Consider the following 12,465-nt stretch of genomic DNA (forward strand, 5'->3'; position numbering starts at 1 on the left):
GTCAGTTTCAAGTCGACTTTGGCCATTCGTCGGAAATAACCAGCACTTGGCCATCACCCGACTCCTACCCCCTGTACAAGCGCGTTAAGATGCGAGCAAGTTGAAGTTAAATTTCTTGCGCGCAGCGGTGCTTCATATGGATAGTGGCTGCCCCAAACTTTTGTTGGTCGAACCCGACCCGGTCAAGCGGCAACAGTTACTGGCAACTTGCCAGCCTGCCGGTGCGCCAGCCGATTTTGTCATCGACCTCTGTACCCGCCGCAGCGAAGCACTCAAGCGATTGAGTACGGAAAACTTCGATGCCTGCCTGATCCCTGCTGACCTGGACCTGTTGCGCGGCATTCGCCGAGGCGTGAATGACACCTTGTGTCTGGTCATCAGTGACAAAACCGGCCATCACGCAGATGCCGAGGCCATTGAGGCTGGCGCGGACGATGTACTGCCGCGCAACGATATCTGCCCCAGCAGCCTCACCCGGGCATTGGTTCACGGCCGTTGCCGACGCCTGCGAGGCGATCAGCTGGCTCTTGAGGCCCGTCAGGATCCGCTGACTGGTCTGGCCAATCGGGCGCGTCTGGAAGAAGAGCTCGACCGCATGCTGCTGCACAGTGCACGTAGCCACACCGGTTTTGCCCTGCTGTATATCGACCTCGACTATTTCAAGCAGATCAATGACAGCTTCGGTCACGGCCTGGGCGATTTGTTGCTGGCGGTCATTGCCAACCGCCTGCGCCGCACCATGCGCCAGAATGACCTGATTGCTCGCGTCGGTGGTGACGAGTTTGTCGCCTTGCTGAGTGACTTGCATGACCCCAATGATGCGGCACTGATAGCCAGCAAGATCATTCACACGCTGAGCGAACCCATTACCCTGAACAGCCATCACCTGCTGATTTCCGCCAGCGTTGGCATAGCCACCCACCCGTCCCACGGGCAAACCGCTACCGAGCTGTTGCAACATGCCGATCAGGCGCTCTATCGCGCCAAAGCCGCCGGGCGCAATGGCTACAGCTTTTACTCGCCACAAGATGATACGTACACGCGGCAGAATCTGGATATCGAGCAAGGCTTGCGCACTGGCCTGCTGGAAGGCGAGTTCCGTCTGCATTACCAACCCATCGTGGATACCCGGCATGGTGATACCGTGGCCTGGGAAGCTTTGCTGCGCTGGCAGCATCCACGACTGGGCCTGCTGACGCCGGATGACTTTCTTCAGTTGGCAGAACACAGTGGGTTGATTCTGCCCATGGGTCACTGGGTTATCGGCCAGGCCCTACAGGCGCTGCGGCAATGGCAGGCGGCCGGCATTGACTGCCGGCTGGCAATCAATATCAGTGACCGTGAGCTCAAGCAACCGCGGTTTGCCGATCAGTTGCAGCAATTACTGGTCAAGAGCAAGGTCCCGGCGCATATGCTGCAACTGGAGTTGCGCGAATCAACGCTGCTGCGGCACAGCCAGCAGGCCAGCAAACTCTGTCATGCATTGAGCGCACTGGGCGTATCCATCTGGCTGGATCGCTTTGGTGAGGAATACGGTGCCTTCGGCTACCTCTCACGCTTGCCGATTCAGGGCATCAAACTGGACGGGCGCTTTATCGAGGAAGACAGCGCAAGCGGCGATTACGTGCGCAACCTGATCAGCCTGTCACGCAGCATGGACAAGCGCATCACCGCGTCTTACATCGAAACGGCCGACAGCGCGCGCCAGGTATCACACTACGGGGGCGATTTCCTGCAAGGTTTCTGGATCGGACAACCACGACCGATTGACCAGGTGCTGAATCAGTCGCCTCGGCGGTCCCAGATCTGGTAGCTGTGCGCGGGATAATCGTCGCCGGCAGGTTTATTCTCGGCTTCCTGCAACTGCCATTGGCGTGAATCCCACTCGGGAAACCAGGCATCCCCCTGCGGTTCCAGCTCAACCTGGGTCAGATACAACCGATCAGCCTGCGCCAGTAACTGGGTATACAGGTTCTCCCCGCCAATGATCATCACTTCATCAACATCATCCAGAGCGGCCTGGGCGCGTGCCCTGTCCAGAGCATCTTCGATCGAGGCAACCACGACGGCGCCCGGCAATGACAGGCCTGCCTGATGACTCAGCACGATATTGGTTCGACCCGGCAGCGGGCGCCCCAGGGACTCAAAGGTCTTGCGCCCCATCACAATCGGCTTGCCCCAGGTACGCGCACGAAAATATTTGAGATCTTCCGGCAGATGCCAGGGCAACTGGTTATCCCGACCGATCACCCGGTTGCGCCCCAGCGCGGCAATCATCGCCAGACGGGGTTGGGCCTCACTCATACCGCCACCGGAGCTTTGATATGAGGGTGGGCCTGATAGTTTTCCAGCGTGAAGTCAGCAAAGGAAAAGGCAAACAGATCCTTGATCTCTGGATTCAGGCGCATCGTAGGCAATGGCAGAGGCTCACGGCTCAGCTGCAGGTCGGCCTGTTCCAGGTGATTGCTGTACAGATGGCAATCGCCGCCGGTCCAGATGAACTCACCGGGCTGCAGATCACATACCTGCGCGACCATCAGGGTCAATAATGCATAGCTGGCAATATTGAAAGGCACGCCGAGAAAAATATCCGCAGAGCGCTGATACAACTGACAGCTCAGCTTGCCGTCAGCCACATAGAACTGAAACAGCGCATGACAGGGCGGCAACGCCATCTGATCAACCAGTGCCGGATTCCAGGCCGACACCATCAGCCGGCGCGAATCCGGATGGGTGCGGATCATCTCGAGCAACTTGCTGATCTGGTCGATCGACTCGCCATTGGGTGCCGGCCAACTGCGCCACTGGTAACCGTATACCGGCCCCAGATCACCGTTCTCGTCGGCCCAGTCATCCCAGATCGAGACACCGTTTTCCTTCAGATAACGGATATTGGTATCGCCCTGCAGAAACCAGAGCAATTCATGAATGATGGATTTCAGGTGACATTTCTTGGTGGTGACCAGGGGGAAGCCCGCCGCCAGATCAAAACGCATCTGATAACCGAAAACACTCCGGGTGCCGGTACCCGTCCGGTCAGACTTGACGGCGCCGTTTTCGCGCACGTGGCGCATCAGATCCAGGTACTCTTTCATTGCTTGTGTCCTTCACGCTGGTAGGCCACCAGCATCATGATGGCCCCGAGCAGAATCATCGGCAGGCTGAGCACCTGCCCCATGGTAAGCCAGCCAAAAGCCAGATAACCAATATGCGCGTCGGGCTCGCGAACAAACTCGACGAGAAAACGAAAAATGCCATAAAACACGGCAAACAAACCACTGACGGCCATCATCGGCCGTGGTTTGCTGGAATACAGCCAGAGAATGACAAACAGGGCTACCCCTTCCAGGGCAAATTGATACAGCTGCGAAGGGTGGCGGGCAAGTTGCAGCGGATCGGTGGGAAACACCATGGCCCAGGGCACGTCACTGGCACGCCCCCACAGCTCGGCATTGATGAAATTGCCGATTCGGCCGGCCCCCAGGCCAATAGGCACCAGCGGTGCGACAAAATCCATCAACTGGAAAAACGGCTTGCCATTGCGACGGGCAAACCACCAGACCGCCAGCAACACACCAATCAGGCCGCCATGGAAAGACATACCGCCACGCCAGATTTGCAATATCAGACCTGGGTCGTTGAAGTAGGACGCCAGATCGTAGAACAACACATAGCCGAGGCGGCCACCGGCAATCACCCCCAACGCGACCCAGAATACCAGGTCAGACAGCTTGTCCTGGTTCCACTGCGGATCCAGCCGATGCAGCCGCAAGCTGGCCAACCACCAGGCCCCACCAATACCCACCAGATACATCAGGCCATACCAATATATCTGGATGGGGCCGAGACTGAGCGCTACTGGATCAATCGCAGGGTAATTCATCGGCTATCCCTAAAAGAGTAGAAAGTTGATACCTACGCACAACAGCAGTACAGCAAACAGTCGCTTGAGCAACTGTTGCGACAGGCGGTGGGCCAGACGCGCACCAAAACCGGCGAACAGCATACTGGTTGCAGCAATACCCACCATGGCGGGCAAGTATACATAGCCCAGACTCCATTCAGGCAGCGGTGACGCTGACCATCCGGTCCAGATAAAACTGATTGCTCCAGCCACCGCAATCGGCAAACCGCAGGCTGATGAGGTAGCGACCGCCTGTTGCATGGGCACACTGCGCCAGACCAGAAAAGGCACGGTCAAGGACCCACCCCCAATGCCAAAGATGGCCGAAGCCCAGCCAATCACACCGCCTGCGGCGGTCAGACCCGGCTTGCCGGGCACATCCAGCGCGGCTTTGGGCTGCAGCCTGAAACCCATCTGGATCGCTACGCAAATGGCAAACACGCCAATGATTTTTTGCAGCAGAGGACCGCTCAGCCAGGCTGCTGTCAACGCCCCAAGCACAGTACCAAAGACGATCCCCAGCGTCATCCAGACAAACAGCGGCCAACGCACCGCACCCTTGAGGTGGTGCGCGCGAATCGCATTGATCGAGGTAAAGGCAATGGTTGCCAACGAGGTGCCTACGGCCATATGCGTCAACACGCCGACATCGAAGCCTTGCAGGGCAAAACTGTAGACCAGCACCGGCACGATGATCATGCCGCCACCCACGCCAAACAGCCCGGCCAGGGTACCCGCGAAACCGCCCAGAATCAGATACAGCAGGAATTCCACACTCACCTCGGTAAACGCGCAGGCAGCAGCCCGCTAGAGAACAGCCGGTTAGTTTACCTGTTCTGACGGCTTTTGCCTGTACCCCTGAGGCAACCAAAGCAGAGCCCGTGGCGCATCTGGAAACATTATATACAACTTTTGTATAGCTTTTTTCGTGATCTGCACAAGAAAGAAGACTATTTTCGCTAAGGCTGTATTGAAACTTTCCAATCTTGCAACCCTGATCAAGAGGAATTGACAGTGAGAGCCCTTACCCTGTTTCTGGTGGCCACGGCCATCATACTGAGCGGCTGCCTTGGTGGTAGTGGTGGCAGCAGTTCAACTCCGGTCCCACCGGCCGGTGCCAGTGCCGATGTACGCGTTCTGCACGCAGCAGCTGATGCACCGTCAGTGGATATTTACATCAATGATGAACTTGCCATTCCCGATCTTGCTCGCTTCGAGGCCACCAGCTTCACCAGTGTGCCGGCAGAACTCCTGACTATCGATGTCCGCGCCTCAGGTAGCCCGGCGGACTCGGCACCGGTATTCAGTTCTGAGGTCACCCCGACTGCAGATGGCTTCTTTACCCTGGTTGCTTATGGTCTGCTCGACGACGACAGCTTTGACCTGCTGGTGATTGCCGATGACATCCAGACGCCGCCGACGGATACCGCCCGTGCCTTTGTGCTGCATGCCGCCCCGGCAACAGGCAATGTGGATGTGTATGTCGATGCCACGGACGAACTGGGAGCAGAGCCGCTGCTGGCTGATTTTGCTCCCGCTGCTGACAGTGCCGACTACGTCGAAGTCCCGGCCGGGGACTACCGTATCCGCATCACTCCGGCCGGCGACCGCGACACCATAGCCTACGACTCCGGCTTCGTGTCCCTGGAGAGCGGTCCATCGTATTTCCTCGCAGCCCTGGATCGTGCGTCGGGATTTGCCCCGGCCTCGGTGATCGCTCTGCTGGACAATCCGTCTTTTGTCCAGCTGGAAGACCAGCGTACGCGGGTTCGCGCCATGCACCTGTCTCCGGATGCGCCCAACGTAGACGTTCTGGTCGATGGTGCTGCGGCCGTGCCTGATGTTGCTTTCAGGGATGTCAGTGATTACCTGACGGTGCTTGCCGGTGAGTATGATATTGCGGTTGCTGCGGGAGGTAACGAAGTAGCCTCCCTGACCGTCAACGCTGAAGCCGGGGTTGCCTACAGCATTCTGGCAACCGGCTTTGTGTCCGTCACTGGCGAACAAGGCTTTGCCCTGCGCCCCCTGGTGGATGACCTGACCCCCGGCGAAGGTGCCAAGGTTCGGGTAATCCATGCTTCACCGGATGCACCGAATGTCGATGTACTGGTCAACGGTGCCATGTTTGCCGGACTCGCGGGTGTGCCCTACTTCACCGCGTCCGACTACGTTGAAGCACCCGCCGACACCTACGACATCGCCGTCAACGTGGCGGATACCCTGACCACGGTGATTGACCTGCCCGGCACCGGTTTGAACGCCGGTTCGAACTACACGGTCATTGCCATCAACGATGTGGCCAATATCGAACCACTGTTGGTGGTCGATCCCTGATAGACACGTGGCGGAAAAGGGCCAGTCATGGCTGGCCCTTTTTGTTTAACACAGCTTGATTTGCACGAAAGACACGATGCAGCAGCTTGACCAGCAACTGATCTACTGGTCAGCACCCGAGCCCCTTACGGCGTAAACGCCCGCACGCAGCGTGTTCTATTGCTAAGATACTTTAAATTTATAAAACTGTTCCCGTCGACGAAAAATTGAGCCCAGCTAGATAATGCTGGGTCAACGGAAAACTCGCTGGAGCTCCAGTAAAATCCTTCACTAAATCCACCAATAGCCACTCGACTGGTGTAAAGCGCATTCAGCTGATCGCGGGACGGCAGAAACCAGTCGTCATAACAGGCATTGCCGACCTGGCATGGTGTGTTGCCCTGCGAATCCACCTCGAAATCATTGCACTGCTGCGCTGCATAGGGCGTGCCACCATTGTTCCCGAGGGCCACAACAATCGCGGCCGTGTTACTGGCCCCGTCGCTGTCACTCTGTGCAACGACACCGACCGCAGTGCCATATCCGCCCCATTCAATCCCGGTAGAGTTGTCCGCCGCCGCCGCAATCAGATTTTCAAACCCGCCGTTCAGCGCGGCAATGGTGCCACCGAACGCGATTTGCCCCACTGCGGTAGGCTCGAACGTGTAGCCATCGACCAACGAAGCAGGGCCGGCCGGCGTGTCAATAACGACGTCAACCACGCCCGCTGCATGAACGGGCGTCACCGCGGTTACGACGGTGGAATTGACCACATTCACACTGGTGGCGGCGACGCCGTCAAAGGTAATGCCGGTGGCCCCTGTCAGGCCGGTACCGGTCAGGGTAATACCCGTGCCACCCGAGGCAGTGCCCAGCGTCGGGTTGATCGCCGTCAGCGTCGACCCCGACTGCACTTCGATTGTCGCCGTTAACGTATTGGTATTGTCGCCACTGATGGTCAAATCGGTGGCCGGCACTACGGCATTACCCGGGGTAAAGGTCAGGGTGCAGCTGCTGCCCGGCGCTACCGTGGCACAAGTGTTGCCCGTCTCGGAGACAGTGCCATCCAGCGCCGACCCGGTGAGGTTCGCGGCAATGTTGCTGGCGGTGACCTGGCTGGAAGTGTTGGTGATCGTCATTGCCGCCGCCGAGCCGTTGAAGGTAAGCGTCAGCGGCGAGCCGCTGAGCTCAAGCATGGCCAGACCAGCCTCGGCCGCGGCCCGGCAGATACTGTCCACATCCACTCGGCAGCTGGCCCCGTCAGCCAACACCCCGGTACAAGCGCCCGGCGACGCTCCGCCACCACCGCCAGCCGGCAACAGGTTGCCGCTCAGACCGCCCGGGAAACAGTCTTCGAGCACGGGCGGATCCAGGCTGACTATCAGCAAGGGAACACCGGAGTCGTTGCTGAAGTCAGCCAGCTCAAAACCAGCCACATCGCCGCCAGCGGGAATCTGCACAACGGGAATCGGCAGCGTCTCCCCCGCAGGATTGGTGAAGGCTGCCAGCAACTGCGCGCGCAGCGCCGGGCTCTGCCAGGTCGCAGCGACGACCGCTCCGACCAGCAGTAGAGACATCAGCGTGCGTTGTCGCCGCCCCGTGCGCAATATCCACAGCGCCAACGCCAGCAGCAATACCGCCATCAGCACCAACGCAACCGGACTGCTGACGGGTATCGGGGTTGGCTCCGCACCGGTCGTGATGCTCTGCGCAAATACCGGCCCGGCCAGCACCAGCATAAAAGCCCCTACCCCGCGGTGCAATAATCGACCTGATTCCATTCGGTGTCCCCCTTGCTTGTTGTGTGTACTTCGAGTAAGTCATCACAGACTAATCTATACCTCGCCTGAGCGTCGCTACAAGATACAATTTTTGCCATGCGCGACATTCTGCAGAGGCAGAACGCCAAGGTCGTGCCGATGACTGCTAGACTGCAGGCTGAATAAAGGAGCCACCATGTGCCTGATTGCCTTTGCCTGGCAGGTCAATGACCAGCCCTTGCTGTTGCTCGGCAACCGCGATGAATTTCACGCCCGCCCTACCCGTGCCGCGCAGTTCTGGACCGACGAGGGTCACCCCGACCTGCTCGCCGGCAAGGACCTGCAAGCAGGGGGCAGCTGGCTGGGAGTGACCCGAAGCGGACGCTTTGCCGCACTGACCAATGTGCGCGCACCCGGCGCCCAGCGTGACGGCAAATCACGCGGCCATCTGATTCACCGCTATCTGACCGGTGAATCGGGGCCGGAAGATTACCTGCATGAACTGCAGGCCGAGCTCGGCGCCTATGCCGACTTCAACCTGCTGGTCGGCAACCGCGAAGAACTCTGGCATTTGCACAGCCGTGACGGTCAGCTATTGCCAGTGCCACCGGGCATCCATGGTTTGTCGAACGCCAGCCTGGACAGTCCCTGGCCGAAGACCCGACGCCTGTGTCAGGACCTGGAAGCACATCTGGATGCGGATGACGCCAGCCTTTTGCAGCTTTTGGCCCGCCGTGAACGTTATCCGGACAAGCAGCTACCGGATACCGGTATCAGTCAGAATTGGGAACGCATGCTCTCGGCGGCCTTTATTGTCAGTGCCGACTACGGCACGCGGGCCAGCACCCTTGTGCGGCTGCAACCCGGCGGAGCAACAAGCTTCCGCGAGCGTCAATTCAATCCGGCTGGCGAGACGGTAGGCGAAAGTGCCTGGAGCCTCAGCGCGTCTGGCTGAGCACCTTGCCCAGGCCCATATTGCGCAGTGCCATATGCAGGGTGCTTTGCACCAGGAAGGGGTTATCGATTTCCAGCGCCTCGTTGAGCAGCGCCCGGGCATCGCTAAGTCGAATCTGACGCAACAGCCATTTCACCTTGGGCAGGTTGGTCGCGTTCATCGACAGCACATCACATCCCATGGCCATCAAGAGTACGGCCGCCGCCGGATCACCGGCCATTTCACCACAGACGCTCATCGGCTTGCCCGCATCACGGCAAGCGGTGGCAATCTTCATCAGTGCCTGCAGCACCGCTGGATGCAGTGAGTGATAGATATCCGCGACACGCGGATTGTTGCGATCCACAGCCAGCAGATACTGGGTCAGGTCGTTGGTACCCACCGACAGAAAATCAACCATCTGCACCAGTTCGCGCGCCTGGTAAACCGCTGCCGGCACCTCGATCATCACCCCAACCGGCGGCATCGGCACATCAAAGCCTTCGTCGCAGATTTCACTGTGCGCACGATGGATCAGATGCAATGCCTCTTCCACTTCATACACGCTGCTGATCATCGGCAGCATGATGCGCAGATTGTTCAGTCCCTGACTGGCCTTGAGCATGGCCCGCACCTGAACCAGAAAGATTTCCGGATGGTCCAGCGTTACCCGGATGCCGCGCCAGCCAAGGAAGGGGTTATCTTCTTTGATCGGGAAATAGGTCAACGCCTTGTCACCGCCGATATCCAGGGTTCGCATGGTTACCGGTAGCGGATGGAAAGCTTCAAGCTGTTCGCGGTAGGTGGCCTGCTGTTCCTTTTCACTGGGGAAGCGGTCCTGCACCATAAAAGGAACTTCGGTTCGATACAGACCAACGCCCTCGGCACCCCGGTCCAGCGAGCGGGCAACATCGGCAAACAACCCGGTATTCACCCACAGCGGCATCCGATGACCGTCAACGGTAACGCAGGGCACTTCACGGAGTTTTTCCAGCCCCTGGATCAGCTCTTTCTCTTCCTGGACCAGGTCAAGATAATGCCGACGCAATTCAGCCGACGGGTTGGAGTACACCTCGCCCTGGCTGCCGTCAACAATCAGCTCCATGCCGTCCATACGGGTATAGGGCAGGTCGACTGCACCCATCACTGTCGGCACGCCCATGGCACGGGCCAGGATGGCCACGTGGGAACTGCCGGAACCCAGAACCGAGACCAGGCCGACCAGCTTTTCCTTGGGCACTTCGCCAAGCATTGCCGGGGAGATTTCCTCGCTGACAAGAACCGTCTGATCGGGGTAGACACGATCCTCCTGACCTGATTCCTGCAAGTAGGCGAGAATGCGTCGCCCCAGATCCTTCACATCCGAGGCGCGCTCACGCAGGTAGGGGTCATCCATCATTTCAAAGCGATTGACGTGATCGCTTATCACCTGGCGCAAGGCCCCCTGGGCCCATTGACCGCTGCGGATAATGTCCACCACTTCACGGCCCAGCGCAGCGTCATCCAGCATCATCAGGTAAACGTCAAACAGCGCCAACTCTTCCGGACGCAACTGGGTCGAGAGCTTGCTCGACAGGTCCTGCATATCTCCGCGCACGGAACTGATGGCGCTGCGGAACAGTTCCAGCTCGGCAGTCACATCACTGACGGTTTTATCCGGGACGGCACCCAGGTCGGCGGGCGGCAGGATAACCACCGCCTGGCCAATGGCAAAGCCGGGGGCCCCGGGGACAGCGTCAAAGCGGGTATCCTGCACCGCTTCACCACCCCAACCGAGCCCGCCAATCGAGCCGGTCGCTTCGGCATGCGCAATCACCCCGGCCAGCTGGGCGCTCATGGTAACCAGGAACGACTCTTCCCCTTCGTCAAACTGGCGGCGCTCTTTCTGCTGCACCACCAGGACGCCCATGACCCGACGATGGTGAATGATGGGAACGCCAAGGAAAGAGGCAAAACGTTCTTCGCCCGTTTCGGCGAAATAACGGAAGCGCGGGTGCATGGCGGCATCTTCCAGGTTGACCGGCTCTTCGCGCGCGCCAACATAGCCGATCAGACCCTCATTGGAAGCCAGGCTGACAAGACCCACCGCATCCTTGTTGAGACCTTCAGTGGCCATCAACACATAACGTGCAGTATCCGGGTTGTACAGATAAACCGAGCATACCTCGGTCCCCATGGCCTCCTTGACCCGCTGCACGATAATGTCCAGGGCTGCTGTCAGATCTCTGGCAACATTGACTTCCTGAACGATACGACGCAGCGTATTCAGCATATTCAACCGCTCCGGGGACAGTTCAGTGGCAGGCGGGGTGCCAGCTCTTTCATTGCCCGCCGGTAGACATCGCGCTTGAAGGCGACCACCTGACCGAGCGGGTACCAGTAACTGACCCAGCGCCAGCCATCAAATTCAGGCTTGGGCGTGCGTGTCATGCACACCTGCTCGTCGGCCGTTTTCAGCTGCAGCAGAAACCACTTCTGCTTCTGGCCAATGCACACGGGTTGCGAATGATTGCGCACCAGGCGCTGTGGCAGACGGTAACGCAACCAGCCGCGGGTACAGGCGAGAATATCGACATCTTCAGGCATCAACCCGACTTCTTCATGCAGTTCACGAAACAGCGCCTGTTCAGGACTTTCATTGCGCTGAATACCACCCTGCGGAAATTGCCAGGCGTCCTGCCCGATGCGTCGCGCCCACAGCACCTGACCCAACCCGTTGGTCAGGATAATGCCTACATTGGGACGAAAACCATCGGAGTCGATCACAACCGCCACCCTTCTTTTATATATCTTCTGCATTGTTCCACAAAGACGCGCGGCGCAGCAATTGCATATAATGCCCACTGGGTCACAACCTGCGATTTATTCCCCTTCCCTTACCAACGGAGTCTGCCGTGGCGCTTGCTATTTTCGATCTCGACAACACCCTGCTAGGCGGTGACAGCGATCATCTGTGGGGCGAGTTCATTGTTGAACAACGGATTGTCGATCCGGCTGTCTACAAGGAGCGCAATGATGCTTTCTTCAATGATTACCTGGCCGGCCGGCTGGATATTCAGATCTATCTGAGTTTCTGTCTGCAGCCCCTGGCGGAGCACTCCGCCGAGCAACTGGTAGCCTGGCATGCGCAATTCATGCGCGAGAAAATCGAGCCCATCATGCTGCCGGCGGCACGTGAACTGATCCGGAAACACCGCGATGCCGGCGATACGCTGATGATCATTACCGCGACCAACCGCTTCATCACCGCTCCGATTGCCAGGGCGTTCGGTATTGATATCCTGCTGGCAACAGAGTGCGAAAAGGCTGACGGCCGCTATACCGGTCACAGCACCGACATCCCCTGCTTTCGCGACGGCAAGGTCACGCGTCTGGACCGCTGGATGCTGGAGAATAGCCAGTCTCTGGATGACAGCTGGTTCTACAGTGACTCGATCAACGACCTGCCCCTGCTCTCCCTGGTCGACCACCCCGTCGCCGTCGACCCCGACGACAAACTCCGCGCCCACGCTGAAGCCAATGGTTGGCAGGTGTTGAGTTTGCGTTGATCTTCG

The 12,465-nt window shown here is 58.7% G+C and carries 11 protein-coding genes; 4 read left to right on the plus strand and 7 right to left on the minus strand.

What is annotated here, in order from left to right; translation table 11 throughout:
* Positions 1-136: 136 nt before the first annotated feature.
* Entirely contained in the window at positions 137-1,813 is a 1,677-nt protein-coding gene (locus BLU07_RS13245; RefSeq protein WP_092387685.1) for an EAL domain-containing response regulator, read from the plus strand.
* Here the strand turns inward: BLU07_RS13245 and BLU07_RS13250 are convergent.
* Genes BLU07_RS13250 through BLU07_RS13265 form a run of 4 tightly spaced genes read right to left on the minus strand, consistent with a single transcriptional unit; the run spans position 1,783 to position 4,678 of the window.
* On the minus strand, positions 1,783-2,304 hold the full coding sequence (locus BLU07_RS13250) for a dihydrofolate reductase (RefSeq protein ID WP_092387687.1): 522 nt from the start codon (positions 2,302-2,304) through the stop codon (positions 1,783-1,785). The genes BLU07_RS13245 and BLU07_RS13250 overlap by 31 nt on opposite strands.
* Positions 2,301-3,095: a thymidylate synthase gene (locus BLU07_RS13255; protein WP_092387689.1), complete on the minus strand. Its 795-nt coding sequence runs from the start codon at positions 3,093-3,095 to the stop codon at positions 2,301-2,303. Before BLU07_RS13255 ends, BLU07_RS13250 begins: the two co-directional genes overlap by 4 nt.
* Positions 3,092-3,883, minus strand: a complete 792-nt coding sequence (lgt, locus tag BLU07_RS13260) for a prolipoprotein diacylglyceryl transferase (RefSeq protein ID WP_092387691.1) — start codon at positions 3,881-3,883, stop codon at positions 3,092-3,094. The genes BLU07_RS13255 and lgt overlap by 4 nt, the downstream gene beginning before the upstream one ends.
* A gap of 9 nt (positions 3,884-3,892) precedes the next feature.
* Complete coding sequence (locus tag BLU07_RS13265) at positions 3,893-4,678, minus strand: sulfite exporter TauE/SafE family protein (protein ID WP_092387693.1); 786 nt, start codon at positions 4,676-4,678, stop codon at positions 3,893-3,895.
* Positions 4,679-4,918: 240 nt separating this feature from the next.
* Here BLU07_RS13265 and BLU07_RS13270 point away from each other — a divergent pair, with 240 nt between their 5' ends.
* A complete protein-coding gene (locus tag BLU07_RS13270) occupies positions 4,919-6,238 on the plus strand; it encodes a DUF4397 domain-containing protein (RefSeq protein WP_157719202.1) in 1,320 nt (439 codons plus the stop codon).
* Between the two features lie 125 nt (positions 6,239-6,363).
* On the opposite strand, the gene BLU07_RS13275 is transcribed toward BLU07_RS13270, so the two are convergent.
* A complete protein-coding gene (locus tag BLU07_RS13275; RefSeq protein ID WP_157719203.1) occupies positions 6,364-7,998 on the minus strand; it encodes a midcut-by-XrtH protein in 1,635 nt (544 codons plus the stop codon).
* A 175-nt stretch (positions 7,999-8,173) separates the two neighbouring features.
* On the opposite strand from BLU07_RS13275, the gene BLU07_RS13280 reads away from it, so the two are divergent.
* Complete coding sequence (locus BLU07_RS13280; protein WP_092387697.1) at positions 8,174-8,932, plus strand: NRDE family protein; 759 nt, start codon at positions 8,174-8,176, stop codon at positions 8,930-8,932.
* Here the strand turns inward: BLU07_RS13280 and ptsP are convergent.
* Positions 8,916-11,183, minus strand: coding sequence for a phosphoenolpyruvate--protein phosphotransferase (gene ptsP, locus BLU07_RS13285; RefSeq protein ID WP_092387699.1), 2,268 nt, complete (start codon positions 11,181-11,183; stop codon positions 8,916-8,918). The two genes, BLU07_RS13280 and ptsP, sit on opposite strands and share 17 nt — an antisense overlap.
* 2 nt (positions 11,184-11,185) lie before the next feature.
* Positions 11,186-11,677, minus strand: coding sequence for an RNA pyrophosphohydrolase (gene rppH / locus BLU07_RS13290; RefSeq protein WP_092389865.1), 492 nt, complete (start codon positions 11,675-11,677; stop codon positions 11,186-11,188).
* A 128-nt stretch (positions 11,678-11,805) separates the two neighbouring features.
* Here rppH and BLU07_RS13295 point away from each other — a divergent pair, with 128 nt between their 5' ends.
* Complete coding sequence (locus tag BLU07_RS13295; RefSeq protein ID WP_092387701.1) at positions 11,806-12,459, plus strand: histidinol-phosphatase; 654 nt, start codon at positions 11,806-11,808, stop codon at positions 12,457-12,459.
* Positions 12,460-12,465 lie beyond the last annotated feature (6 nt).

It is taken from the genome of Halopseudomonas salegens (assembly GCF_900105655.1).
In the GTDB taxonomy this organism is placed as follows: Bacteria; Pseudomonadota; Gammaproteobacteria; order Pseudomonadales; family Pseudomonadaceae; genus Halopseudomonas; species Halopseudomonas salegens.